Source organism: Pseudomonas sp. Xaverov 83, from assembly GCF_019352905.1.
Classification (GTDB): Bacteria; Pseudomonadota; Gammaproteobacteria; order Pseudomonadales; family Pseudomonadaceae; genus Aquipseudomonas; species Aquipseudomonas yamanorum.
Genome location: NZ_JAAAFU010000011.1, coordinates 32,946 through 57,309, shown reverse-complemented (window position 1 = coordinate 57,309; position 24,364 = coordinate 32,946). Strand labels below are relative to the sequence as shown.

Here is a 24,364-nt window from a genome sequence, read left to right as displayed (position 1 = left end):
GTTACAGGTCGTTCAAATGAGCTTCGGCCCATTCACGCACCTCGGCGTAGGGATATTCCTCAAGTGCGGCGAAACCAGGAATAGTTCGCGCCTTCAGCTTGGTAAACAACGGCACGCTGATCCCGCCCAGGAACCGGGTCAAACGCTCAGCACCCGGCAAGTGGCCGTTGTATTCATGATGCCTGTGGATAAATTCACCGCACAACGCCTGAAAGTTTTTATCCACAAGCGGCGGCAAGCTCGGCGGCGTTGGCAAGTGGGCGACGTTACCGTGGCACACCGAACAATGCCCGCATTGCCGGGGCGCGTTTTCATCACCGAAGTAATGCGCCAGGCGGTACCCCAGGCACTCCTGCGTAGCGAACAGATCCAGCATGGCGTGAATCCGCGCCACCTCCGTCACCTCATGCTGCTTGAAGCCTGTGTATAACTCCGTACTCAGCGCCTGTGGATCAAAGTCGGTATTCAGCAGCGCGTAGACCTCGGTCATCTGCTTGCTTTCCATCTCGATCAGGCCCTGCTCCTGGAAGTAATCCAGGGCCTTCACCACCCGACTGCGCTCGGCCTGATGCTGTTGATACAGCGCGTCGAAATCCACCGTCGCCCAGGTCTTTGCCCTTTTACAGACCTGGATAATCGCCGCGACAAACTGCTGCCGTTCGCCAGAAAAGCGCGCCAGCAATGCGTCCGGCTCAATCAGATATTTGAAACGGTACTCGGCGTAAAACGCGTAGCGCGGCGCGATTACGCCCTTGAGCTCAAGCTGCACGAGCAAGGTCTTCAGAGGCAGTTCACGGATATTGCTGTGGTCCGACAGTGACCGAAGCAAAAACTCCCATTGCCCATCACCACGGACCGCCTGTATTTCCTCCAGAACGCGGCGAATCCCTTCCTGCTCCGGCGTGTCGCCGTACACAAAGTTTTCCAGGATATTCAGGCTGTCGCGGTTGGCCAACACCAGACAGTCAGATGGCTGCCCGTCACGCCCGGCCCGGCCGATTTCCTGACTGTAGTTCTCGATGGATTTGGGCAGATCGAAGTGCACCACATTGCGGATATCACTCTTGTCGATGCCCATGCCGAAAGCAATGGTGGCGACGATGCAATTGGACTGGCCGCCCATGAACCGCTTCTGAATGCCCTCGCGTTTATCGTGGGCCAAGCCCGCGTGATAAGCCTCGGCCTGGATGCCGTTGCGATTCAAATGCTCGGCAATGTGTTCGGCGGTTTTCTGCAGGGTGACGTAGACGATGCTCGGCTGATTGGCCCGCTCCTTCATCCATTCCACCAGACGGCGGCGTTTGTCCTGGCCGCTGACCGGCTCCACCAGCAGGTTTAGGTTGGAGCGGTAGAAGCCGGTGGTGATCACATCGTCCGGTGCAATGGCGAACTTGGCCTGCATGTCGGCGATCACCTTGGGCGTCGCCGTGGCAGTCAACAACAGCGCCTGGGGAATGCGGAACTGACGCTGGTAGTCCGGCAGCTTCAGGTAGTCCGGACGAAAGTTGTGGCCCCACTCGGAAATACAGTGAGCTTCGTCCACCACCAGCAGCGAGATCGGCACGCTTTGCAGGAAGTTGCGAAAGCGCTCGTTCTTCAAACGCTCCACGGAAACCATCAGGATTTTCAGCTCGCCCGAGCGCGCCCGGGCCATGACGTCATTGGCATCATCGCGGCTCTGGGCCGAGTCGATGCTGCCCGCCGAGATACCGTGGCGCTGCAAGAAACCCAACTGATCCTGCATCAACGCCAGCAACGGCGACACCACCAGCGTCAGGTGCGGCAGCAGCACGGCGGAAAGTTGATAACACAGGGACTTGCCGGAACCGGTGGGGAAAATCGCCGCCGCCGAACGACCGGCCAGCACGGCACTGACCACCGCCTCCTGGCCCAAACGAAACTGTGGATAACCAAAGACCTGTTGGAGGGTATTGTGCATAAGCTGTCACTCCATTGACCGCTGAACGAGCCCAAAACATAGACCAGCGCATTCAGCGAATCGAGAAAGGTCGCAAGGAAAAAAGAGTCTGGATGATACACAGCCTGGGAAGTGGAGTAGGCACCCGTGAGAAACGTTCCGACCTTACGCAGGACGCATCTCGAAACTCATTGCGCTACAATCAAGCTTCGCACCGAGAGGACGCTGTCATGGCCGAACTGACGTTTGAGCAAAAGCAGGATCACTACCACAAGATCCGCCGTTCCAACTACCTGGCCAGCCTGCGCCTGGAAGGGTTCGACACCCAGCCCGCCGACGTCGACAAACCCCTGCCGACCCGCGAAGCCGTCCTCGCCAAGTACCGCAACACCCCACGCTGATGCTCGACAAATATGGCGTGGGCCAGGACCCGTACTGCTACCCCGGTAGCAGCGTCCTGCGCAACCGCCTCGATTTGTTCGACGAAGAACGCCTGCACCAGGCCGAACGGGAATTGTCTGAAATTGCCGTCGGCAGCCTTCCGCTGTATCCGCCGCCCTACGACCTGGAACGCCTGCAACACATCCACCGCACCCTTTTCGCAGACATTTACGAATGGGCCGGGGAACTGCGTACGGTCAACATCCAGAAAGGCGACACGCTGTTCTGCACACCGGAGCGTATCCCGCCTGAGGCGAGCAAGATCATCCAGCACATGGCGCAGGCCAACTGGTTTGTCGGGGTGACGCAGGCAGAGTTGGTGACGCAAATTGCCGAGGCCTATGGCGACCTCAACGTGATCCACCCGTTTCGCGAAGGGAACGGCCGGGCGCAGCGGATTCTGTTCGAGCAGATCATCGTCAACGCCGGGTTTTCGGTGAATTGGTGGCTGGTGAAGAATGCGGCGTGGATACCGGCGAATATCGATGCGGTGGCGTGTGACTATCGAGGGTTGGAGGCGATTTTTGAGCGGTGTATCAGTACCCCGCGCTAGCCGCCGTCAAGCGAACACCACCCGAGCAACCACACAGCTAAAAATGTGGGAGCTGGCTTGCCTGCGATAGCGGAGTGTCAGAAAACACCTCTACCACTGACACACCGCCATCGCGGGCAAGCCCGGCTCCCACATTTGACCTGTTTCGTTTGAAGGATCACGGTTCGATCGATAAAGTCAGTCGCCTCCACCAACTCTCGTGTAACCACCATGAACCTGGCCCCCAACTTTCCTGAAGACCTTGCCATGCAACAGCTCTTGCAACTGCTGCATGAGGAAATTGGCCTGCCCGAACATAAGACGCTGCGCCTTGAAACGGCCATCAACCTGGACCTGGGTTGCGACGGCGCCGAAGCCAATCAATTCATGGAAGCGCTGGAACAAGACTTCGCCGTAGACCTGAACGACTTCGACGCTTATCGTTACTTCCAACCTCCCGTCTTCGACGTATTCCTGAAACACCGAGCCAAAGGCCGCGGCGACAAAATCCCGCTGACCATCGGTATGCTTTACCTCGCGATCAAGACACACCGCTGGGACACTCAAACCCTGGAAAACCTGAGCGAACACACACCTCAAACACGCTAAAGATCTAATGTGGGAGCCGGGCTTGTCCGCGATGAGGCCCGAACAGTCACACACCTATAAGCCAATACAGCGCAGCCTTCAAAAAATAACAAGGACCTTACATGGACGTACTAATGGGCCTGCTGGCCGCCCTGCTCTGGGGCGGCACGGACTTCCTCGTCGGCCTGAACGCCCGAGCCGTCGGCGTCAAACGCGCGGTGTACTTCGGCCAGGCCCTGGGCTTCCTGATCATGACCCTGCTGCTGGTCATATTCCCGGCCTTCCTCGTCAAATCCCTCGCGGCGCCTTTGAGTGTCTGGCTCCTGGGCGCCGCAGCAGCCCTGCTGACCGTCTCCGGCGCCCTCGCACTGTCCAAGGCCTTCGCTCTGGGCAAAGCGGCCATCGTCGCGCCTCTAGTGACGTCCTACGGCGTGGTGACTACGTTGCTGTCATGGGCCAGCGGCGAACACATCAGCCTGAGCCAGCTCGGCTGCATCGCCCTGTGCGTGGTGGGTGTGATCCTTTCCAGTATCCACAAGGCCAACGGCGTGCCTCACAACAACTCCAGCAGCTCGATCGGCTACGCGATGCTCGCAGCGTTGCTCTACGGCACCAGTTTTTGGGTGCAGGGTCGTTACACCCTGCCGACGCTTGGCCCGGTCACGATGCTTTGGCTGGGTTACCTGGTAGGGCTATGCGTATTGGTGTTGATGGTGCTCAAAGTCAAAGACGGCCTGAAAATCCCGCCGCTGAAAAACTGCGCAACGCTGACCGGCGCGAGCGTGATGAACCTGGGTGGATTCTCGGCATTCTCGTGGGGTGCGATGGCGGGGTCTGTTTCCGTGGTGACAGTGATCAGCACGCTATCCGGTGGGATCGCGGCGATTCTGGGGTTTGTGTTTTTCAAGGAACGGCTGTCGGCAGTGCAAATAACCGGTGTGGTGCTGGTGTTGGTCGGAGCTGTGGTATTGCACCTCGTCGACTAATTCTACGCCCACAAAAAAGCCGCCCACAAGGGGCGGCTTTTTCACAACGGCCGAATCTTACAACTTCGGACCCGCAGCCTTGATCGCGTCGCTCACTTCAAACTTCTTGAAGTTCTCGATGAACAGACCCGCCAGCGCTTTCGCCGCTTCATCGTAGGCAGCCTTGTCAGCCCAGGTGTTACGTGGGTTCAACAGGCCAGTCTCGACGCCCGGTACAGCCAATGGCACGTCCAGGTTGATGGTATCGAGGTGCTCGGTCTCGGCACCAATCAACGCACCGCTCTGGATCGCTGCAATCACGCCACGGGTGGTCGGGATGTTGAAGCGCTTGCCAACGCCGTAGCCACCGCCGGTCCAGCCGGTGTTGACCAGGTAGACCTTGGAGCCGAAGCCGCGGATGCGCTTGATCAGCAGCTCTGCGTATTCGCCGGCCGGGCGCGGGAAGAACGGCGCGCCGAAGCAGGTGGAGAATGTCGACTTGATGCCGGCGCCCGAACCCATTTCGGTCGAGCCCACCAGTGCGGTGTAACCGGACAGGAAGTGGTAGGCCGCTTGTTCTTCGCTGAGGATCGAGACTGGCGGCAGTACGCCGGTCAGGTCGCAGGTCAGGAAGATCACAGCGTTTGGCTCGCCACCGAGGTTTTTCTCGGAGCGCTTGGCAACGTGTTCCAGCGGGTAGGCGGCGCGGCTGTTCTGGGTCAGGCTGACGTCAGCGTAGTCGGCGTGCTTGGCGTCATCGATGACGACGTTTTCCAGCACGGCGCCGTGCTTGATGGCTTTCCAGATAACCGGCTCGTTCTTCTCGGACAGGTCGATGCATTTGGCATAGCAACCGCCTTCGATGTTGAACACAACACCTTCGCCCCAGCCGTGTTCGTCGTCGCCGATCAAGTAGCGGCTTTCGTCGGCGGACAGGGTGGTTTTACCCGTGCCGGACAGGCCGAAGAACAGGGTCACGTCGCCTGCTTCGCCGATGTTGGCAGCGCAGTGCATCGGCAGAACATCGGAGGCTGGCAGCAGGAAATTCTGCACCGAGAACATGGCTTTTTTCATCTCACCGGCGTAACGCATGCCGGCGATCAGCACTTTTTTCTGGGCAAAGTTAAGGATCACGCAACCGTCGGAGTTGGTGCCGTCACGCTCTGGCACGCATTCGAAGTTGGCCACGTTGAGCACTTGCCACTCTTCACGACCGGCCGGGTTGTACTGGGCCGGGTTGATGAACAGGCAACGACCGAACAGGTTCTGCCAGGCAGTCTGGGTGGTCATTTTCACGGCCAGGTAGTGGTCTTCTGCAGCCCCTACGTGAACGTGGGAAACGAAATGCTCTTGCGCGTTGTTGAATGCCTCGACGCGAGCCCACAGGGCATCGAACTTGTCGGCCGGGAACTTGCGGTTGATCGGGCCCCAGGCAATGGCAGCCTGGGTGGAAGGCTCTTCAACAATGAAGCGGTCGACTGGCGAACGGCCGGTACGATGACCGGTTTCTACGACCAGCGCGCCGGTATCGGCAAGCACGCCTTCACCGCGCTGCAGGGCTTCTTTGACCAGATCGTCAACACTCAGATCGGTGTATACGGCGTTATTGGCTTGCGTCATGAGGTTCCCCGTCGGCCAGTGGCCGAGTGCTCCAAACGTTTTGTAGTAGAAAGTTGCGCACTACTACCGCGAAAAAAGTGGGCCGGATTATGCCAGAAAAGCCCAAAAAGAGTAGGGCCCTCCGGTCAGAACGGCGGAAATCCGGCGTTTGTCAGGTGATTTACCTGTGCTTAAACGTTTTAGTGGCGGGTGCCTGAAGGGGTGTCTACGCCCGCGCCGGCGAATAATTGAGCAATATCGGCGGCGTCGAACAGGTAGCGCTGGTTACAGAACTGGCAGTCGATCTCGATGTTGCCACCGTGTTCCACCACCAGGGCCTGCGCATCTTCCAGACCCAGGCTGACCAGGGCCGTGGCCGAACGCTCGCGGGAGCAACTGCAGTGGAAGTGCAGGGATTGCACGTCGAACAGGCGCACGGCCTCTTCGTGGTAGAGGCGGTGCAGGATGGTTTCGTTGTCCAGGCCCAGCAGTTCTTCGGCTTTCAAGGTACCGGCCAGGGCGGTGATATGGGCCCAGCTGTCGGCACGGTCTTCTTCATCCTTGATACGGTCGGCCGGCAATTGTTGCAGCAACAGGCCACGGGCGCGCTTGCCGTCGGCGTTCAGCCAGAAGCGGGTGCCGACTTGCTGGGACATCACGAAATAGTTGGTGAAGCAGTCGGACAGGGTTTCGCCGTCGAGGTCGACGATGCCCTGGTAACGCTGGCCTTCAGTCGGGTCGACGGTCAGTGCCAGCACGCCGTCAGGCATCAGGTCAGCCAGGGTGGCATCGGGAGCGATCCGGTCCGCGTCGTATCGGGCCAGGCCACGGATTTCACGCTCGCTGGAGCATTCGATCATCAGCAGCGGGATCGGGCCTTCGGAACGGGCCTGCAGGATCAGCAAGCCATCGAACTTCAGGGTGCCCACCAGCAGCGAGGCAGCCGCCATCAGCTCGCCGAGCAATTGCGCGACCGGCTCCGGATAGGGGTGCTTGGCGAGGACTTCGGCATAGCTGCGCTCCAGGGCGACCAGTTCGCCACGGGCGTCGCTGTCGTCGAAGATGAAGCGTTGGGTGAAGTCGGTATCCGGTAGATCAGTCATAGGTCTGGGTATCTGAATTGATGACAAAAAGATGACAACGTTTATAGAATTACACGCTTTAGCACCATTTTGGTGCGGCCTTCTCCAGGAAAACGAAGCGCTTTAAAGCAAAGAGGAAACAGTTTATGAACAATCCGGGTTTGTTCCAAGCCAGGTGGAACCTCGGGCGATTGGCCCTGTGCAATTTATTCGCTGTGGGGCTGCTGTGTTTTTGGCTCTGGCCAGCGGGCCAGGCGCTCTGTGTGGTTTTCGACGAGTGGCTGTTTCATCTGCTCAACGACCCCTTGGCGAGCAGCCAGGCGTGGTTGCATGTGTGGGCGGTGGCCAGTTTGCGCCCGTTTGATGCCGTGGTGGGGGTGATTCTGCTGGCGCTGTTGATCCGCGGCGACTGGGTGTTCAAGGCGATTGAAGTGCGCCAGGCGTTTTTTGGATTCCTGGGCATTCTGCTGCTGTTGTTGTTTATCCGCATGCTGTTTTCCAAGCTGGCAGCGCAGATGGGCTGGCAACACCATAGCCCGTCGATGGTGATCAGCGGGGCGATTCAGATGAGCGACTATTTTCCAGGCCTTGAGAAAACGTGGGAATTGAAGGACCGCTCCAGCCAGAGCTTCCCGGGGGATCATGCTTCGGTGCTGTTGATCTGGGGGATGTTCATGAGCGTGTTCGCCAAGCGCCTCGGGCACGTCCTGGTGATCTGGGGCCTGGCGCTGCTGTTCATGATGCCGCGGCTGGTGGCCGGCGCGCATTGGGGGCAGGACGACTATATCGGCGGGGTATTGCTGGCGCTGTTGGCGCTGGGTTGGGGTTACTACACGCCCTTTGCGGCGAAAGTTTCAGGGGGGCTGTTGCGGCTGACGGGACCGGTGTTTGAGTGGTTTCAGCGAGTGCCGCTGGTTAATCGCTTGAGCGTGATTCGCAGCGTTTGAGTTGAAGTTGCAGGAGCCGGCCTGGCTCCTGCAGTCTGCCGGTTAATCATCATTACCACTGCCGCGAAACTTGAACAGGTCGCGCCGCTGTTTCTTACTCGGCTTGCCGTCGGTGGTCATGCCCAGGGAGCCCGCCTTGCGCATGGCCGCCGCGTTTTCGCGCTTGGCGATGCTGGCTTCGGTTTCGGTATACAACGCCTGCGCCTCGGGAGCGCCCTTTCGCACAATTGAAAGCGCCTGGACCACGACGGTTCGCTCATCAAACCCGGCACGGATCTGGAACTCATCGCCGATGCGCGGCTCCTTGCCGGGCTTGCAACGCTCACCGCGCCAATGCACCTTGCCACTCTCGATGGCCGCTTTGGCCAGGGCGCGGGTCTTGAAGAAGCGCGCCGCCCACAACCACTTGTCCAAACGGACTTTTTCTTCCTCTTCCTGCTTCTGAGCCACTTGAATTCCTCGCTCTGAAAAATGTCGCAACTTTACCGTTGAACCCCTTCAACGCATAAACCCTTCACCTCACCTAAGATACGCCAGGCAGTATCCTGTTTTCGCGAGGTTAACGTGTGACCGACTTTCCTGTTTCACTCACCTCACCCAAACAAGGCTGTGCGGGTTGCCAGCAAAGTGAACCGCTGGGTTTTGAGTTTGATTTTGCGTATCAGCCTATCGTGGACCTGCGGGACCAGTCGATCTTTGCCCATGAAGCCCTGGTGCGCGGGGTCAACGGTGAGGGCGCGTTGTCGGTGCTGGATCAAGTCAACGACAGCAATCGCTACCGTTTCGACCAGCAATGCCGCACCAAGGCGATTGCCACCGCCTCGACACTGGGCATGCAGACGCACCTTTCAATCAACTTCATGCCCAACGCGGTGTACCGGCCGGAACTTTGCATTCGCAGCACCCTGGAGGCAGCTCGCGCGCACAATTTTCCGCTGGACCGCCTGATTTTCGAAACACTGGAAAGCGAGCACGTAGATAACTATCGCCATTTGACGAATATTCTGCGTGAATACCGCGAATTCGGCTTCAAGACCGCCATCGACGATTTCGGGGCGGGCTATTCGGGGCTGAATCTGCTGGCCGATTTCCAACCTGACCTGATCAAACTCGACATGGCGCTGATCCGCGATGTCGACCGTGATCGTGTCCGTCAGGTGATCGTCCGGGGGATTGTCACAATCTGTGAGCAGTTGGGCGTTACTGTCATCGCCGAAGGCATCGAAAGTGCCGGCGAACGAGACTTTCTCGCCGACTGTGGAATTTTCCTGATGCAAGGCTACTGGTTCGCCAAGCCTGCATTCAAAGCCCTGGCCAAGGTATCACCCGAGGCCTGGGCGAATTAATTGCTGGTTATTCATATTGAAGACATTTGACCATTTGACCGTTGTGGGTCTGCGTGAGTGGGTGGCACTTCCCGACTTGGGAGTGGCAGGCCTGCGCGCCAAGATCGACACCGGCGCCAGTACCTCAAGCCTGCATGCGACCGAGATCGAGCCATTTGAGCGCGACGGTGCAAAGTGGGTGCGCTTCACCGCGCACCTGGGCAGCGTGGTGCAACTGCGTCACCGACGCTGCGAAGCGCCGCTGGTGGCGATGAAAACCATTAAAAGCTCCAATGGCCAGGCCCAGGTGCGGTATGTGATCAGCACCACCCTGGCCCTGGGCGATCGGGTATGGCGGGTAGAATTCACCCTCGCCTGCCGCAAGGCCATGCGTTACCGCCTGTTGCTGGGCTCCAAGGCCCTGATTGACGGCCAACTGGTGGTCAGTCCCGGCGTCAAATACGTTCAAGACAAGCCGGTGTTCCCGGTCTCTACTACCTCTGCCACAGGTGCTGCATGAAGATCGCTGTGCTGTCGCGTAACCCGCGTCTGTATTCCACCCGTCGCCTGGTCGAGGCCGGCACCGAACGTGGCCATGAGATGGTGGTGATCGATACGTTGCGCGCCTATATGAACATTGCCAGTCATAAGCCGCAGATCCACTACCGGGGCAAACCGCTGGAAGGCTTCGATGCGGTGATCCCGCGTATCGGTGCTTCGGTGACGTTCTATGGCTGCGCAGTGCTACGCCAGTTTGAAATGATGGGGGTCTCTCCCCTCAATGAATCGGTGGCGATCGCCCGTTCGCGGGACAAACTGCGCTCGCTGCAGCTGCTGTCGCGCCGTGGCATTGGTTTGCCGGTCACCGGCTTTGCACACTCCCCGGATGACATCCCCGACCTGATCGAGATGGTCAACGGTGCACCGCTGGTGATCAAGGTGCTGGAAGGCACCCAGGGTATCGGCGTAGTGCTGTGTGAAACCGCGACAGCGGCCGAATCGGTGATCGAGGCGTTTATGGGCCTCAAGCAGAACATCATGGTGCAGGAGTACATCAAGGAAGCTGGCGGTGCGGATATCCGCTGCTTCGTGGTGGGCGACAAGGTGATCGCCGCGATGAAGCGCCAGGCCAAGCCGGGTGAGTTTCGGTCCAACCTGCACCGTGGCGGAAGTGCCAGCCTGATCAAGATCACCCCGGAAGAACGCATGACCGCACTGCGGGCAGCCAAGGTCATGGGGTTGAGCGTGGCGGGTGTGGATATCTTGCGTTCCAATCACGGGCCGCTGGTGATGGAGGTGAACTCGTCACCGGGCCTGGAAGGGATTGAGACCACCACCGGCAAGGATGTGGCGGGGATCATCATTCAGCATCTGGAGAAGAGTGGTGGGCCGAATATGACCAGGACCAAAGGCAAAGGTTGAGGACTCCCAACCTGTAAAGCACCGCAAAACCAGTGTGGGAGCGGGCTTGCTCGCGAAGGCGGTGGATCAGTCAACATTTCTATGGACTGACCCACCGCCTTCGCGAGCAAGCCCGCTCCCACATTTAGACCGCGTCCCTAGGCAACATCAGCCCCAACGGCAAACGCACCCGTGCTTCCAAACCGCCATCCGGCCGGTTACGCAATTCGACATTGCCGCCATGCATCGAAGCAATCCGCCGCACAATCGCCAGCCCCAGGCCCGTGCCTTTGCCACTCCGGGCACGATCACCACGGGTGAACGGGTTGAAGATGCCTTCCAGCTCTGCCGGATCGATACCGGCGCCACGGTCCATGACACTCAGCACCACGTACGGCGCACTGGTATCCCCGGAAACGTAGGCCGCCACTTCCACATCGGAACCGGCGTGATGCAGGGCGTTGCCAATCAGGTTGTTCAGCAAGCGTTTCATTGAGACCCGACGCAACGCGAACGGCTGGATCGGCTCCAGGCGCATGCGCACCTGCTCACCGTTCTGGTTGTAGGGCGCCACCACCTCACGCACCAGGTCCGTCAGGTCGACCTCTTCCACCACCTCGTCCCGGCCATCGCGGATGAACGCGAGGAACTGGTCGAGAATCGCGTCCATGTCCTCGATGTCTCGAACCATGTCGTCGGTAAGGTCGGTGTGGTTGCCCATCAGTTCCAGGGAAAGCCGCAAACGCGTCAATGGCGTGCGCAGGTCATGGGACACCCCCGCCAGCATCAGCTCGCGCTCGCGCCCCGCCTGTTCGACATCCTCGGCCATCTGGTTGAACGCGCTGTACACCTCGGTCATTTCACTCGGCGTGTCGCTGATGGGCAGCCGCACGCTACGGCCCTGACCAAGCTGGCGTGCCGCAAACACCAGGCGTTTGAGCGGCTGATTGAGCTGGCGCACGAAAATCCAGGCAGACGCGGTGGAAAGCAAACCAATCGCCAGGAACCAGCCCAACACGTTCCAGATCTTCTGCCCCCGCAATGGATGCGGATACAGCGGCACCTTCAGCCAGTCCTCGCCCAGGCTTGGGGCCCGCACCCAGAGCGCCGGTGATACATGCATGCGTAGCCGCACCTCGGTGTCTTCACCCAGTTCGGCCTGCATCTGGCGTTGGTAGATTTCGCTGTAGGGCCAATGTTGCTCGCCCTCGGGCACACCCGCACCCGCGACCCGGACCAGGGTAGCGGCCTTGGCGATCTTCTCGCGGTTCTCGGGGTCTGCGGCCCAGTAGGCGCGCAAGGTCAGGGCGACACCGTGGCTGTACTGCCGGTCCACCAGCACGTCTTCGTTCATCAACAGATAAACCAGTGTCAGGGCCTTGGAAAACAGTACGACGATGAGCACCAGCCAAAGGGTGCGTGAGAAGAAACTTTGCGGGAACCACAACGGGGTTTTCATAGAAGACAGCTAGACACCTTGCAGGAGCGAGCGAGGCTCGCAGAATTGCAAACGCCGGGCAACCGGCTGACTCTTATCGAGTCATCACCGGCAAGCCCGCTTCTGCAAATCATCGGTCACTTGGTTGCAGTGCCATCCGGCACAAACACGTAACCCACGCCCCACACCGTCTGGATATAACGCGGCTTGGATGGATCGGGTTCGATCATCCGGCGCAGACGGGAGATTTGTACGTCGATGGAGCGCTCTAGGGCGTCCCATTCGCGGCCGCGGGCCAGGTTCATCAGCTTGTCGCGGGTCAGCGGCTGGCGCGCGTTCATCACCAACGCCTTGAGCACGGCGAATTCGCCGGTGGTCAACATGTGCACTTCATCGCCACGCTTGAGCTCACGGGTGGCCAATGACAGCTCGTAGTCGCCGAAGGTCACGCTTTCGTCTTCGCTGCCTGGAGCACCCGGTACCGGGGCAGCCTGGCGGCGCAGTACGGCCTTGACCCGCGCCATCAGCTCATCCGGGTTGAACGGCTTGGCCAGGTAATCGTCAGCGCCCAGTTCCAGGCCCTTGATACGGCTCAGCTCATCGCCCTTGGCGGTCAGCATGATGATCGGGATCTGATTGTTGGCGCCGCGCAGGCGTTTGCAGGCGGTCAGGCCGTCTTCGCCGGGCAGCATCAGGTCCAGCACCACCAGGTTGAAGACTTCACGTCCCAACAGGCGGTCCATCTGTTCGGTGTTTGGCACCGCGCGTGCGCGATAGCCCTTGGAGTTGAAGAAACGCTCCAGCAGGCTGCTCAGCCCCGGATCGTCATCAACGATGAGAATTTTTTCGCCTTCAGCAGTTTGTGCAGTGCTGCTCATTAGATGCTCCTCTTATCTCGGCGCGCATTATGGCGTAGCTGCCGTTATACGCACCGTGTGCATTGTTAGCAGATTTTTCCTCTACCGCCAGCGAACCCGCGCCCTACAACCTTGGCCGCAATCCCCCCAAGGGCGGAACGCTGGTTATAATGCGGCGCCTTTGTGCAGGGCAACGTCAGTTCGTTGCCGTTTACTGCCAGGGGATTTTTTTCACCCGCTTGTAGTGATTTTTTCGATTTCGAGGGTCAATAGGCTGCCTCTTGACCCAGGCAGCGGCGCCAGTCGGGCCGCTCAACCAGCCTCGCAAGCCTTGTTTTCCGGGCCTGCGAGCCTGCTTTCAGAATTTCAGGTGGTTTTATGGACAGCATCAACAGCCGCATCGCCGAGGAACTCGGTGTACGCCCACAACAGGTCGAAGCGGCCGTCGCTCTACTGGATGAAGGCTCCACAGTGCCCTTCATCGCCCGTTACCGTAAAGAAGTCACCGGCAGCCTCGATGATATCCAGTTGCGGCATCTGGAAGAGCGCCTGCGCTACCTGCGAGAACTCGACGAACGGCGTATCAGCATCCTCGCCAGCATCGAAGAGCAAGGCAAGCTGACCCCGCAACTGGAACGCGACATCAAGCTCGCCGACACCAAGACCCGCCTCGAAGACTTGTACCTGCCGTACAAGCAGAAGCGCCGCACCAAGGGCCAGATCGCCCTGGAAGCCGGCCTCGGCGAGCTGGCCGACGGTCTGTTCAACGACCCGTCCCTGGCCCCGGAAACCGAAGCTGCACGTTTTGTCGATGCCGAAAAAGGCGTGGCCGACGTCAAGGCCGCCCTCGAAGGCGCCAAGTACATCCTCATGGAGCGCTTCGCGGAAGACGCCAACCTGCTGGAAAAACTGCGCAATTACCTGAAGCAGGAAGCCACCCTCAGTGCCCGCGTGATCGCCGGCAAGGAAGAGGAAGGCGCCAAGTTCCGCGATTACTTCGAACACGACGAGCCGCTGAAAAGCATGCCGTCCCACCGCGCCCTCGCGATTTTCCGCGGTCGCAACGAAGGCATCCTGAGCTCCGCACTGAAGGTCGGCGACGAGCTGCCCGGCACCATGCACCCGTGCGAAGGCATGATCGGTCAACAATTCGGCATCCAGAATCAGAACCGTCCTGCGGACAAGTGGCTCAGTGAAGTCGTGCGCTGGACCTGGAAGGTCAAGCTCTATACCCACCTGGAAACCGACCTGCTGGGCGAGTTGCGCGACGGCGCCGAGACCGAAGCCATCAGCGTGTTCGCCCACAACCTGCACGACCTGCTGCTGGCCGCGCCAGCCGGCCCACGCGCGACCCTGGGCCTCGACCCGGGCCTGCGCACCGGCTGCAAGGTTGCCGTGGTCGACGCCACCGGCAAGCTGCTCGACCATGCCACGGTTTACCCCCACGTGCCACACAACAAGTGGGACCAGACCATCGCGATCCTGGCCGCCTTATGCGCCAAGCACTCGGTGGACCTGATCGCCATCGGTAACGGCACCGCCAGCCGTGAAACCGACAAGCTGGCCGCCGAGCTGATCAAAAAATACCCAGGCATGCAGATGACCAAGGTGATGGTCTCCGAGGCCGGCGCTTCGGTGTACTCCGCGTCTGAACTGGCTTCCAAGGAATTTCCGGACCTCGACGTGTCGATCCGTGGCGCCGTGTCCATCGCTCGCCGCCTGCAGGATCCATTGGCCGAACTGGTGAAGATCGATCCGAAATCCATCGGCGTCGGCCAGTACCAGCACGACGTATCGCAGCTGAAACTGGCACGCGGCCTGGATGCAGTAGTGGAAGACTGCGTGAACAAGGTCGGTGTGGATGTGAACACCGCATCGGTAGCGCTGTTGGCCCGAATTTCCGGCCTTAACGCCACCCTGGCACAGAACATCGTGACCCACCGCGACGAAAACGGTGCGTTCAAAACCCGTGCAGCGCTGAAAAAAGTCGCACGCCTTGGCGAAAAAACCTTCGAACAAGCCGCCGGCTTCCTGCGCGTCATGAACGGCGACAACCCGCTGGACTCCTCGGCCGTCCACCCGGAAGCCTACCCGCTGGTACAACGCATCGCCGCTGAAACCGACCGTGACATCCGCTCGCTGATCGGCGACGCCGCGTTCCTCAAGCGCCTGGACCCGAAAAAGTACACCGACGAAACCTTCGGCGTGCCGACCATCACCGACATCCTGCAAGAGCTGGAAAAACCGGGCCGCGACCCGCGTCCCGAGTTCAAGACAGCCGAGTTCCAGGACGGCGTCGAAGACCTCAAGGACCTGCAACTGGGGATGATCCTCGAAGGTGTGGTGACCAACGTGACCAACTTTGGCGCGTTTGTGGATATCGGCGTGCATCAGGACGGTTTGGTGCACATCTCCGCGCTTTCGGAGAAGTTCATCAAGGACCCGCGCGAAGCGGTAAAAGCCGGTGACGTGGTCAAGGTCAAGGTCATGGAAGTCGACATCCCGCGCAAACGCGTCGGCCTGTCGATGCGCATGAGCGACACCCCGGGCGAGAAAATCGACGGTGCCCGCGGCGCACGCCCAGGCTCGGCGCCACGCCAGTCCCAAGGCGCCGCCCCCCGCAAGGAAACCGCTGCGCCAGCCCCGGCCAACAACGCCATGGCTTCGCTGTTCGCCAACGCCAAACAACTGAAGAAACGTTAATGGAACTGCCAGCCGGCTTGACTCACAGCGCTTTCAGCGAACTCATTGGCTGCCGCCTGCAACGCCTGGAAACCGGGGTTGCAGAGGTGGCCATGACCCTGGAGCCGCAGTTGCGCAACCGCGCTGGCAAGCTCCATGGCGGGGCGATCTTCAGCCTGGTGGACATTGCCATGGGGCTGGCCTGTTCCAGCTCCCATGGTTTCGACCAGCAAAGCGCGACCATTGAATGCAAGATCAACTACATCCGCGCCGTTTCCGACGGCGATGTGCTGTGCACTGCCCGGGTGATTCACCCCGGTCGGCGTACGCTGGTGGTCGAGGCGGACGTGTACCAGGACGAAAAACTGGTCGCAAAAGCACAAGGCACCTTCGCTGTCCTATAGCTCCCTGTCATCGATTTGAGTTAATTTCGGCGCTTCGAAAGTTGCGCCGAACTTTTCCTCGTGCGCGATAGCCAGATTCAGGGACGAGGGCGGCTCTTTCAGAGTGGGTCAATCCGGCTCGAAAACCAGGCGATAACGCCAGTTTCCACTTCACCCTTGTAGACCGTCCTGCCCACCCCCATATTGGGGCGACTGACGCGTGAAGGAATCCAACTTGAGCGAACTTCTCAACCGCCGCCTGGCCCTGCTCGGCAAGCACGAACACCTCTCTTTGCTCGAGCAATGCCTGCACGGCATCGAGCGCGAATGCCTGCGCGTCACCGGTGAAGGCCGACTGGCACAAACGCCGCATCCCGAGGCGCTGGGCGCTGCACTGACCCACGAACAGATCACCACCGACTATTCCGAGTCGCTGCTTGAGTTCATCACCCCGGCGTTGCCCAACCCGGCCGATACCCTGAGCAGCCTCGACAAGATCCACCGTTTTGCCTACAGCAAGCTCGGCAACGAGTACCTGTGGAGTCCATCGATGCCGTGCCCGTTGCCGGCCGAGGAAGATATTCCGATTGCCTACTACGGCACCTCCAACATCGGACAGCTCAAGTACGTGTATCGCAAGGGCCTGGCCCTGCGGTACGGCAAGACCATGCAGTGCATCGCCGGGATCCACTACAACTTTTCCCTGCCGGAAGCCTTGTGGCCGCTGCTCAAGGAAGCCGAAGGCTTTGTAGGAACCGACCGCGACTACCAGTCCACGGCCTATATCGCGCTGATCCGCAACTTCCGCCGCTACAGCTGGCTGCTGATGTACCTGTTCGGCGCCTCGCCGGCCCTGGACGCGGGTTTCCTGCGTGGGCGCTCGCATCAGCTGGAAGTGCTGGACGCCGAAACGCTGTACCTGCCGTACGCCACCAGCCTGCGCATGAGCGACCTGGGTTACCAGAGCAACGCCCAGGCCGGCCTGACGCCTTGCTACAACGACCTGGCGAGCTACACCGACAGCCTGCGCGAAGCTGTGGCAACGCCCTACGCGCCGTACGTCGAAGTCGGCACCCATAAGGACGGTGAGTGGGTACAGCTCAACACCAACATCCTGCAGATCGAAAACGAGTACTACTCCAACATCCGGCCCAAGCGCGTGACCTACACCGGCGAGCGGCCGATCCAGGCGCTGATGGCCCGTGGCATCCAGTACATCGAAGTGCGTTGCCTGGACATCAACCCGTTCCTGCCAATGGGCATCGACTTGCAAGAGTCGCGCTTCCTCGACGCGTTCCTGCTGTATTGCGCGCTGAATGACAGCCCGCTGTTCGCCGACAACGAGTGCGGCAACGCCACCTCCAACTTCCTCAGCGTGGTCAAGGAAGGTCGCCGTCCGGGCCTGCAATTGCAGCGCCGTGGCGAATCGGTGGACATGAAGGAATGGGCCGCCGAGTTGCTGGAGCAGATTGCTCCGCTGGCAGCCTTGCTGGATCAGAGCCAGGGCATCACTGAACACAGCCAGGCGCTGGACGCCCAGTTGGCGAAGGTCAAGGATTCGTCCCTGACCCCGTCGGCCCAGGTGTTGGCGGCGATGAGCGAGCGTAAAGAGAGCTTTGCGCAGTTCTCGTTGCATCAGAGCCAGGTGCACGCAGAACACTTCCGCAGCGAGCCGTTGAAGGCTGAGGAACAGGCGCGTTTTGAGGAACTGGCGCGTAGTTCGTTGGCGCAGCAGGCGGAGCTTGAGCAGAACGAAGTGGGCGATTTTGACGTGTTTGTCGGGTCGTACCAGGCGAGCATCCTCGCTATCAGTAACTAAAAGCCTGGCACAAAACCCTGTGGGGGCCGGGCTCTTGTGGGAGCCGGGCTTGCCCGCGATGCAGGCGCCGCGGTATTTCATTAGTACCGAGTCGATGCTATCGCAGGCAAGCCAGCTCCCACATTTGGCCATGCGCCTTCTAGCTTGGTGCTCGAGTTTCTCCTCATAAGCTAATTCGAAAATGTTATTTATTTTCGGATTCTTAGATCATTTAGTCTTCTCACACGCCGACCTCCGGCCGCCTGATGAGGACTTCCCCCTTGAAACTGCATTTCCCCCTTCGCCTCCTGGCGGCGTTGTCCCTGGCCGGTGCCAGCCTGTTTGCCCAGGCCGCCGATGTGACCATCGCTTACCAGACCACCGTTGACCCGGCGAAAGTCGCCCAGGCCGACGGCGCTTATGAAAAAGCTACCAATGCCAAGATCGACTGGCGCAAATTCGACAACGGTGCCGACATCATCGCCGCCATCGCTTCCGGTGACGTGCAGATCGGCTACCTCGGTTCCAGCCCGCTGACCGCTGCCGTGACCCGCAAGGTCCCGGTGGAAACCTTCCTGATCGCCACCCAGATCGGCGGTGCCGAAGCCCTGGTGGCCCGCAACGGTTCCGGGATCAACAGCCCGCAGGACCTGATCGGCAAGAAAGTCGCCGTGCCGTTCGTTTCCACCGGCCACTACAGCCTGCTGGCCGCGCTGAAGCACTGGAACATCGACCCTTCCAAAGTGACCATCCTCAACCTCGCCCCGCCGGCCATCATCGCCGCCTGGAAGCGTGGTGATATCGACGCGACTTACGTATGGGACCCAGCCCTCGGCGTGGCCAAGGAAAACGGCAAGGTGCTGATCACCTCCGGCGAACTGGCCAAGTTTGGCGCACCGACTTTCGATGCCTGGATCGTGCGTAAGGATTTCGCCGAGAAGCACCCGGAAATCGTCACGGCTTTTGCCAAGGTCACCCTGGATGCCTACGCCGCTTACCGCAAAGACCCACAAGCCTGGCTGGCGGACAAAGGCAACGTCGACAAACTGGTGAAGCTCTCCGGGGCCAAGGCCAGCGACATTCCATTACTGCTGCAGGGCAACGTCTACCCGCTGGCGGCTGACCAGGTGACCCTGCTCGGCGCGCCAACCACCAAGGCTGTCACCGACACCGCCGCGTTCCTCAAGGAACAGGGCAAGGTCGACGCCGTACTGCCGGACTACGCCCCGTACGTCAGCCCGAAGTTCATCACTAACTGATACCAGGAGTTCACCGCGATGGCCTTGCTACAACTGGAGCGCATCAGCGCACAGTACCCAGGCAGCCCGGAGCCCGTACTGGCCGATATTTCCTTGAGCCTTGGGCCCCAGCAATTGCTGGTGGCCCTCGGCCCTTCCGGCAGTGGCAAGACTTCGCTGTTGAACCTGATTGCCGGCTTTGTCGAACCCAGCGCCGGGCGCATCACCCTTGACGGTGTGCCGGTAAAAGGACCGAGCGCCGAACGCGGCGTGGTGTTCCAGGACGACGCCCTGCTGCCCTGGCAGGACGTGCTGGCCAACGTCGGCTTCGGCCTGGAACTGGCGGGCGTGCCCAAGGCCCAGCGTGAAATCCGCGCTCGGGAAATGCTCGCCCTGGTGGACCTCGCCGGTTTCGACAGCCGCCGTATCTGGCAACTCTCCGGTGGCCAGAAGCAACGTGTGGGCCTGGCCCGCGCGTTGGCCGCCGACCCGCGCGTATTGCTGATGGATGAACCCTTCGGCGCCCTCGATGCCTTCACCCGCGAACAGATGCAGGAGCTGCTGCTGCAAGTCTGGCGGCGCACAGCCAAGCCGGTGTTCCTGATTACCCATGACATCGAAGAAGCGGTGTTCCTCGCTACGGACCTGATTCTGCTGGCGCCCAACCCCGGGCAGATCGTCGAACGCCTGAGCCTGGACTTCGGCCAGCGTTATGCCGCCGGTGAGTCGGCACGGGCGATCAAGTCCGACCCGCGCTTTATCGAAACCCGCGAACACGTGCTGGGCAAGGTGTTCTCCCAACGGCAGGTGTCCGCATGAGCAGTTATGAATTACCGGCCACGGCCGCCAAGCCGGTGACCAAACCCGCCGTGCCCGTACGCCGCAGCCTGAGCACCCGCTGGATCAGCGTGCTCACCTTGGTGACCCTGGTTGCCATCTGGTGGGCCGTGACCGCCAGCGGGCTGATCGAGCCACTGTTCCTGCCACCGCCTTCGGCCGTGCTGCAAAAAGGCTGGCTGCTGGCGACCACCGGCTACATGGACTCCACCTTGTGGCAGCACCTGGGCGCGAGCCTCAAGCGCATCGGCCTCGGCCTCGGTTTTGCCGTACTGACCGCCGTGCCGGTGGGGATTGCCATTGGCTCCAATCGCATCGCCCGGGGCATTCTGGATCCGCTGATCGAGTTTTACCGGCCGATTCCGCCGCTGGCTTACTTGCCGCTGATCGTGATCTGGTGCGGTATCGGTGAGCTGTCCAAGGTGCTGCTGATCTACCTGGCGATTTTTGCGCCGATCGCCATCGCCACCGCCACCGGCGTACGCACCGTCGACCCGGCCAAATTGCGCGCTGCGCAGTCGTTGGGCGCGACCCGGGCACAGCTGATTCGCTACGTGATCCTGCCAAGCGCCCTCCCCGACATCCTCACCGGCGTGCGGATTGGCCTGGGTGTCGGCTGGTCGACCCTGGTGGCCGCCGAGCTGATCGCCGCCACCAGCGGCCTGGGCTTCATGGTGCAGTCCGCCGCGCAATTCCTGGTCACCGACGTGGTGGTGCTGGGGATTCTGGTGATCGCGCTGATCGCCTTCGCCATGGAAATGGGCTTGCGTGCCCTGCAGCGCAAATTGGTGCCGTGGCATGGCCAGGCACACTAAGAAATTTTCGACGAGAATCCCATGAGCAGCCTGACCGTAACACCTCTCAGCACCGCCCTTGGCGCACAGATCAGTGGCGTCGACATCACCCAACCGCTGAACATCGAGCACCGCGACGCGATCGAACAGGCGCTGCTCAAACATTCGGTGCTGTTCTTCCGCAATCAGCCGATCAACCCGCAGCAACAGGCGCGGTTCGCGGCGAATTTCGGCGACCTGCACATTCACCCGATCTACCCCAACGTGCCGGAGCAGCCAGAAGTGCTGATCCTCGACACCGCCGTGACCGACGTGCGCGACAACGCCATCTGGCACACCGACGTGACCTTCCTGCCCACCCCGGCCCTCGGTGCGGTACTGAGCGCCAAGCTGCTGCCGGAGTTTGGTGGCGATACGTTGTGGGCCAGCGGGATTGCCGCGTATGAGGCGTTGTCCGAGCCGTTCAAGAAGCTGTTGGACGGTTTGACGGCAACCCATGACTTCACCCGCTCCTTCCCGCTGGAGCGTTACGGCAACACGCCGGAAGATTTAGCGCGCTGGGAAGAAGCCCGGCGCAAGAACCCGCCGCTGTCTCACCCGGTGATTCGTACGCACCCGGTGAGCGGGCGTAAGTCGCTGTTCGTCAGCGAGGGGTTCACCAGCAAGATCAACGAACTGGAGCCGGCGGAAAGCGACGTGGTGTTGAAGCTGCTGTTTGCCCACGCGACACGACCGGAATTCACCATTCGCTGGCGTTGGCAGAAAAATGACGTGGCGTTCTGGGATAACCGCGTGACCCAGCATTACGCGGTGGATGATTACCGGCCGCAACGACGGGTGATGCATCGGGCGACAATTTTGGGGGATGTGCCGTTCTAGCAGGCACTCCACAAATCAAATGTGGGAGCGGGCTTGCTCGCGAAGGCGGTGAATCAGTCGACATATCCAGTGACTGACACTCCGCTTTCGCGAGCAAGCCCGCCCCCACATTGGGTAGAGGTTGATGCAGGAATCGGGCTCTACTGCTTATTCAGCCGTAGACGGCTTCTCCCATAAGTTAATCCCGCCTTCCTGGGCAAACCGATCAATCTCCGCCAACTCTTGCGCGCTGAAGCTCAAATTCTGCAACGCCCCGACGTTTTCAATGATCTGCTCCGGCCGGCTCGCGCCGATCAGGGCGCTGGTGACCCGTGGATCACGCAACGTCCACGCCAACGCCATTTGCGCCAGGCTCTGGCCACGGCGCTTGGCAATTTCATTCAGCGCGCGGGCGTGGTCGATGTTGGCCTCGGACAAATGCTTGGCCTGCAACGAACCACCACCCGGGCGGTTCACTCGCGCATCGGCCGGTACGCCGTTGAGGTATTTGTCAGTCAGCAGACCCTGGGCCAATGGCGTAAAGGCAATCACCCCGGCACCCAGTTCTTCGGTGACGTCCAGCAGGTCTTTTTCCACCCAGCGGTTGAGCAGGTTGTAGGCCGGCTGGTGGATCAGCAGCGGCACTTTCCACTCTTGGAGCAGCGCTGCAATTTCTCGGGTTTTCACGCCGGAATAGGACGAGATCCCGATGTACAACGCCTTGCCCTGTTGCACGGCAGTGGCCAGTGCGCTGGCAGTTTCTTCCAGCGGGGTGTCGGCATCAAAACGGTGGGAGTAAAAAATATCCACGTAGTCGACCCCCAGGCGTTGCAGGCTCTGGTCGAGGCTCGCCAGCACGTACTTGCGCGAACCGCCGCCCTGGCCGTAAGGGCCTGGCCACATGTCCCAACCCGCCTTGCTGGAGATGATCAGTTCATCGCGGTAGTGCTTGAAATCTTCCCGCAGCAAACGACCGAAGTTGATCTCGGCGCTGCCGTACGGGGGGCCGTAGTTGTTGGCCAGGTCGAAGTGGTTGATACCCAGGTCGAACGCCGTGCGCAGCAAGGCGCGCTGGGTGTCGATCGGGGTGCTGTCGCCAAAGTTGTGCCACAGCCCCAGGGACAGTGCCGGCAGCACCAGTCCGGTGCGACCTACGCGGCGGTAAGGAATAGATTCATAGCGGTTTTCGGCAGCAATGTAAGTCATCGAATCCTCTCTGGTCTTAGAGCAAATAAGGCCTGGGAATAACGATATTCCCAAGCCTTTTAAGCAGCTGAATCGCTTAAGGTGCTCGCTCTTTGTACAGCAATTTCCTACCAGAGTGGAACGACGTAGCTCACATAGAAGCGGTTTTCATCTTGCACGGTGGCACCGGTGATATCCGGGCTGGCGTGGGCATTTCGCCATGTCACACCCAGGCCTTTGAGGGTGCCGGTGGGCACCTGGTAAGCCACGGTGACGTTACGTTCCCATTCACTGGTAGTGCCTTGGGTCGTGCGAATGTCATCACCGTGTGCGTAGGACGTGGCGAAGGTCAGGCCGTTAAGGCCGAGTTTGCCGAAGTCATATTTGTACTGCGCCAGCCAGGTGCGCTCGCCGGCATGCTGGAACTTGTTCAGTTGCATGTTGGTGAGTGCCGGGGTGTCGGCACCCGAGCCCGGGCCCTGGTTGCTGGCACCGCTGTTCAGGCCGGAATCCAGGTACGGGAAGTCGCTGTCGCCGCTGTTTTTCTGGATGCCCAGGCCGACGGTATGGCCGTCCAGGCTGTAGCTTTCCAGCAGGCTGACGGTGGACTGGTTGATGCGACCCTTGGAGGTGCCATCGCCGTAGAGACCCGCAGCGGAATAGTCTTTGTCGCCCGCCGCGTTTTCACCCACACCCAGGCTGCGGTACAGGCGCACGTCGGTGTCGATCGCGCCGACAGGCAAGGCGTCATGGCGCTTGGCACCGAGGAAGAACTGCTGGTAGTAATCCTCAAGGTTGGAGTACCACAGGCTGACGGTGGTGTCCGGCAAACCTTTGTAGTCCGCGCCGCCGTAGAGGAAGCGATCGCTCTCTTTGGTGCCGCCGGCGGTGATCATGCCCTGGTCGCCGGTTTCGTTGCGGATCTTGGTCTTGAGGATGTCACCGGCGGTAAAGGTGAAGTCGGTCAAGTCCTTGGAAACCAACTGCACGCCAGTGTTGGTCTGCTGGTACAGGCGGCCGTCGGTGTTGGCCAGTACCGGGTTGTTGCCGTACAGCGTGCCGACGCGCAACTCATCCTGGGCGAAGCGCATCTTGAAGGTCGGGCTGAGCACGCCGAACTGGTCGGCGGACTTGCCGTTATCCAGCGGGAACATGCTGCCGGGGTAGCGGCCCTGGTGATCCTTGTCATTGAGGTCGCCACCGGAGTCCAGTTTCAAACCGTAGAACGCCTGCAAGTCCAGACCAAAGCCCACCGGGCCATCGGTGTAGCCGGACTTGAAGTTGAACTCAAAACCCTGGCCCCAATCGCGGATGCTGTGGGCCTTGTTATTGCTGTTCACCACATCCCGCCCCTGCTGATTGAGGTAGCGGTTGAGCAGGGTCACGTCGGCGTGGCTGTCATCGATAAAATCGGCGTGGGCGGACAGCATAAAGCTCGCCATGGCGGCACCCACCATGGGGCTTAATAACGTCTTCATTGGTACCGGTCTCCGTCA

The 24,364-nt window shown here is 60.4% G+C and carries 23 protein-coding genes; 15 read left to right on the top strand and 8 right to left on the bottom strand.

The features are described 5' to 3' along the window. Nucleotide 1: 1 nt before the first annotated feature. Nucleotides 2-1,939 carry an ATP-dependent DNA helicase RecQ gene (locus K0H47_RS04710; protein ID WP_219272075.1) on the bottom strand — a complete coding sequence of 646 codons (1,938 nt, stop codon included), beginning with the start codon at nucleotides 1,937-1,939 and terminating at the stop codon, nucleotides 2-4. A gap of 209 nt (nucleotides 1,940-2,148) precedes the next feature. On the opposite strand from K0H47_RS04710, the gene K0H47_RS04705 reads away from it, so the two are divergent. The 4 genes from K0H47_RS04705 (at nucleotide 2,149) to K0H47_RS04690 (ending at nucleotide 4,465) form a co-directional block, all read left to right on the top strand. Beyond that, nucleotides 2,149-2,319 carry a YhfG family protein gene (locus K0H47_RS04705; RefSeq protein WP_017478120.1) on the top strand — a complete coding sequence of 57 codons (171 nt, stop codon included), beginning with the start codon at nucleotides 2,149-2,151 and terminating at the stop codon, nucleotides 2,317-2,319. Then, nucleotides 2,319-2,912: a putative adenosine monophosphate-protein transferase Fic gene (locus tag K0H47_RS04700; protein WP_003213199.1), complete on the top strand. Its 594-nt coding sequence runs from the start codon at nucleotides 2,319-2,321 to the stop codon at nucleotides 2,910-2,912. The genes K0H47_RS04705 and K0H47_RS04700 overlap by 1 nt, the downstream gene beginning before the upstream one ends. A gap of 210 nt (nucleotides 2,913-3,122) precedes the next feature. Further along, nucleotides 3,123-3,500, top strand: coding sequence for a DUF1493 family protein (locus K0H47_RS04695; RefSeq protein ID WP_177025823.1), 378 nt, complete (start codon nucleotides 3,123-3,125; stop codon nucleotides 3,498-3,500). A gap of 113 nt (nucleotides 3,501-3,613) precedes the next feature. Beyond that, the gene (locus K0H47_RS04690; protein WP_219272185.1) at nucleotides 3,614-4,465 is read left to right on the top strand and encodes a DMT family transporter; all 852 of its coding nucleotides are present in this window, start codon (nucleotides 3,614-3,616) and stop codon (nucleotides 4,463-4,465) included. A 57-nt stretch (nucleotides 4,466-4,522) separates the two neighbouring features. On the opposite strand, the gene K0H47_RS04685 is transcribed toward K0H47_RS04690, so the two are convergent. Beyond that, the gene (locus K0H47_RS04685) at nucleotides 4,523-6,064 is read right to left on the bottom strand and encodes a phosphoenolpyruvate carboxykinase (protein ID WP_218263184.1); all 1,542 of its coding nucleotides are present in this window, start codon (nucleotides 6,062-6,064) and stop codon (nucleotides 4,523-4,525) included. Nucleotides 6,065-6,243: 179 nt separating this feature from the next. Next, a complete protein-coding gene (hslO, locus tag K0H47_RS04680; RefSeq protein ID WP_063033585.1) occupies nucleotides 6,244-7,146 on the bottom strand; it encodes an Hsp33 family molecular chaperone HslO in 903 nt (300 codons plus the stop codon). Nucleotides 7,147-7,271: 125 nt separating this feature from the next. On the opposite strand from hslO, the gene K0H47_RS04675 reads away from it, so the two are divergent. Next, entirely contained in the window at nucleotides 7,272-8,072 is an 801-nt protein-coding gene (locus tag K0H47_RS04675; RefSeq protein WP_093202875.1) for a phosphatase PAP2 family protein, read from the top strand. Nucleotides 8,073-8,114: 42 nt separating this feature from the next. Here the strand turns inward: K0H47_RS04675 and K0H47_RS04670 are convergent, their stop codons facing one another. Then, complete coding sequence (locus tag K0H47_RS04670) at nucleotides 8,115-8,522, bottom strand: RNA-binding S4 domain-containing protein (RefSeq protein WP_017478112.1); 408 nt, start codon at nucleotides 8,520-8,522, stop codon at nucleotides 8,115-8,117. A 116-nt stretch (nucleotides 8,523-8,638) separates the two neighbouring features. On the opposite strand from K0H47_RS04670, the gene K0H47_RS04665 reads away from it, so the two are divergent. From K0H47_RS04665 to rimK, 3 genes are read left to right on the top strand one after another with little or no spacing between them, the layout of a single operon-like run. Continuing rightward, nucleotides 8,639-9,418, top strand: coding sequence for an EAL domain-containing protein (locus K0H47_RS04665; RefSeq protein WP_063033587.1), 780 nt, complete (start codon nucleotides 8,639-8,641; stop codon nucleotides 9,416-9,418). A 34-nt stretch (nucleotides 9,419-9,452) separates the two neighbouring features. Further along, the gene (locus tag K0H47_RS04660) at nucleotides 9,453-9,917 is read left to right on the top strand and encodes an ATP-dependent zinc protease (protein WP_371132397.1); all 465 of its coding nucleotides are present in this window, start codon (nucleotides 9,453-9,455) and stop codon (nucleotides 9,915-9,917) included. Beyond that, nucleotides 9,914-10,819: a 30S ribosomal protein S6--L-glutamate ligase gene (rimK, locus tag K0H47_RS04655; RefSeq protein ID WP_003213178.1), complete on the top strand. Its 906-nt coding sequence runs from the start codon at nucleotides 9,914-9,916 to the stop codon at nucleotides 10,817-10,819. The genes K0H47_RS04660 and rimK overlap by 4 nt, the downstream gene beginning before the upstream one ends. A gap of 124 nt (nucleotides 10,820-10,943) precedes the next feature. On the opposite strand, the gene K0H47_RS04650 is transcribed toward rimK, so the two are convergent. Both K0H47_RS04650 and ompR read right to left on the bottom strand, forming a co-directional pair. Further along, nucleotides 10,944-12,257 (bottom strand): ATP-binding protein, encoded by a 1,314-nt coding sequence (locus K0H47_RS04650; RefSeq protein WP_219272073.1) that lies wholly within the window; start codon nucleotides 12,255-12,257, stop codon nucleotides 10,944-10,946. A 116-nt stretch (nucleotides 12,258-12,373) separates the two neighbouring features. After that, nucleotides 12,374-13,114, bottom strand: a complete 741-nt coding sequence (gene ompR, locus K0H47_RS04645) for a two-component system response regulator OmpR (RefSeq protein ID WP_003213175.1) — start codon at nucleotides 13,112-13,114, stop codon at nucleotides 12,374-12,376. 357 nt (nucleotides 13,115-13,471) lie between these two features. Between ompR and K0H47_RS04640 the strand changes: the two genes are divergently transcribed. From K0H47_RS04640 to tauD, 7 genes are all read left to right on the top strand, one after another. Further along, complete coding sequence (locus K0H47_RS04640; RefSeq protein ID WP_219272071.1) at nucleotides 13,472-15,796, top strand: Tex family protein; 2,325 nt, start codon at nucleotides 13,472-13,474, stop codon at nucleotides 15,794-15,796. Next, complete coding sequence (locus K0H47_RS04635; protein WP_008435797.1) at nucleotides 15,796-16,179, top strand: PaaI family thioesterase; 384 nt, start codon at nucleotides 15,796-15,798, stop codon at nucleotides 16,177-16,179. The genes K0H47_RS04640 and K0H47_RS04635 overlap by 1 nt, the downstream gene beginning before the upstream one ends. Before the next feature lie 214 nt (nucleotides 16,180-16,393). Further along, nucleotides 16,394-17,977 (top strand): glutamate--cysteine ligase, encoded by a 1,584-nt coding sequence (gene gshA / locus K0H47_RS04630; RefSeq protein WP_177025822.1) that lies wholly within the window; start codon nucleotides 16,394-16,396, stop codon nucleotides 17,975-17,977. Nucleotides 17,978-18,237: 260 nt separating this feature from the next. Further along, entirely contained in the window at nucleotides 18,238-19,215 is a 978-nt protein-coding gene (gene tauA / locus K0H47_RS04625) for a taurine ABC transporter substrate-binding protein (RefSeq protein WP_003213167.1), read from the top strand. An 18-nt stretch (nucleotides 19,216-19,233) separates the two neighbouring features. Then, the gene (gene tauB, locus K0H47_RS04620) at nucleotides 19,234-20,013 is read left to right on the top strand and encodes a taurine ABC transporter ATP-binding subunit (protein ID WP_029615807.1); all 780 of its coding nucleotides are present in this window, start codon (nucleotides 19,234-19,236) and stop codon (nucleotides 20,011-20,013) included. Next, complete coding sequence (tauC, locus tag K0H47_RS04615) at nucleotides 20,010-20,846, top strand: taurine ABC transporter permease TauC (RefSeq protein ID WP_177025821.1); 837 nt, start codon at nucleotides 20,010-20,012, stop codon at nucleotides 20,844-20,846. Before tauB ends, tauC begins: the two co-directional genes overlap by 4 nt. Before the next feature lie 21 nt (nucleotides 20,847-20,867). After that, a complete protein-coding gene (tauD, locus tag K0H47_RS04610; RefSeq protein ID WP_177025820.1) occupies nucleotides 20,868-21,704 on the top strand; it encodes a taurine dioxygenase in 837 nt (278 codons plus the stop codon). A gap of 147 nt (nucleotides 21,705-21,851) precedes the next feature. Here the strand turns inward: tauD and mgrA are convergent, their stop codons facing one another. Both mgrA and K0H47_RS04600 read right to left on the bottom strand, forming a co-directional pair. Further along, nucleotides 21,852-22,889 (bottom strand): L-glyceraldehyde 3-phosphate reductase, encoded by a 1,038-nt coding sequence (gene mgrA / locus K0H47_RS04605; protein ID WP_063033592.1) that lies wholly within the window; start codon nucleotides 22,887-22,889, stop codon nucleotides 21,852-21,854. 107 nt (nucleotides 22,890-22,996) lie between these two features. After that, nucleotides 22,997-24,325, bottom strand: coding sequence for an OprD family outer membrane porin (locus tag K0H47_RS04600; RefSeq protein ID WP_080673292.1), 1,329 nt, complete (start codon nucleotides 24,323-24,325; stop codon nucleotides 22,997-22,999). Between the last annotated feature and the right edge of the window lie 39 nt (nucleotides 24,326-24,364).

Coding starts and splice junctions, on each gene's coding strand:
- K0H47_RS04705 (WP_017478120.1), top strand. CDS start 2,149: ATGGCCGAACTGACGTTTGAGCAAAAGCAGGATCACTACCACAAGATC.
- K0H47_RS04700 (WP_003213199.1), top strand. CDS start 2,319: ATGCTCGACAAATATGGCGTGGGCCAGGACCCGTACTGCTACCCCGGT.
- K0H47_RS04640 (WP_219272071.1), top strand. CDS start 13,472: ATGGACAGCATCAACAGCCGCATCGCCGAGGAACTCGGTGTACGCCCA.
- tauC (WP_177025821.1), top strand. CDS start 20,010: ATGAGCAGTTATGAATTACCGGCCACGGCCGCCAAGCCGGTGACCAAA.
- K0H47_RS04695 (WP_177025823.1), top strand. CDS start 3,123: ATGAACCTGGCCCCCAACTTTCCTGAAGACCTTGCCATGCAACAGCTC.
- K0H47_RS04685 (WP_218263184.1), bottom strand. CDS start 6,064: ATGACGCAAGCCAATAACGCCGTATACACCGATCTGAGTGTTGACGAT.
- K0H47_RS04710 (WP_219272075.1), bottom strand. CDS start 1,939: ATGCACAATACCCTCCAACAGGTCTTTGGTTATCCACAGTTTCGTTTG.
- tauD (WP_177025820.1), top strand. CDS start 20,868: ATGAGCAGCCTGACCGTAACACCTCTCAGCACCGCCCTTGGCGCACAG.
- K0H47_RS04635 (WP_008435797.1), top strand. CDS start 15,796: ATGGAACTGCCAGCCGGCTTGACTCACAGCGCTTTCAGCGAACTCATT.
- hslO (WP_063033585.1), bottom strand. CDS start 7,146: ATGACTGATCTACCGGATACCGACTTCACCCAACGCTTCATCTTCGAC.
- tauB (WP_029615807.1), top strand. CDS start 19,234: ATGGCCTTGCTACAACTGGAGCGCATCAGCGCACAGTACCCAGGCAGC.
- K0H47_RS04650 (WP_219272073.1), bottom strand. CDS start 12,257: ATGAAAACCCCGTTGTGGTTCCCGCAAAGTTTCTTCTCACGCACCCTT.
- rimK (WP_003213178.1), top strand. CDS start 9,914: ATGAAGATCGCTGTGCTGTCGCGTAACCCGCGTCTGTATTCCACCCGT.
- K0H47_RS04690 (WP_219272185.1), top strand. CDS start 3,614: ATGGGCCTGCTGGCCGCCCTGCTCTGGGGCGGCACGGACTTCCTCGTC.
- K0H47_RS04600 (WP_080673292.1), bottom strand. CDS start 24,325: ATGGTGGGTGCCGCCATGGCGAGCTTTATGCTGTCCGCCCACGCCGAT.
- ompR (WP_003213175.1), bottom strand. CDS start 13,114: ATGAGCAGCACTGCACAAACTGCTGAAGGCGAAAAAATTCTCATCGTT.
- mgrA (WP_063033592.1), bottom strand. CDS start 22,889: ATGACTTACATTGCTGCCGAAAACCGCTATGAATCTATTCCTTACCGC.
- K0H47_RS04675 (WP_093202875.1), top strand. CDS start 7,272: ATGAACAATCCGGGTTTGTTCCAAGCCAGGTGGAACCTCGGGCGATTG.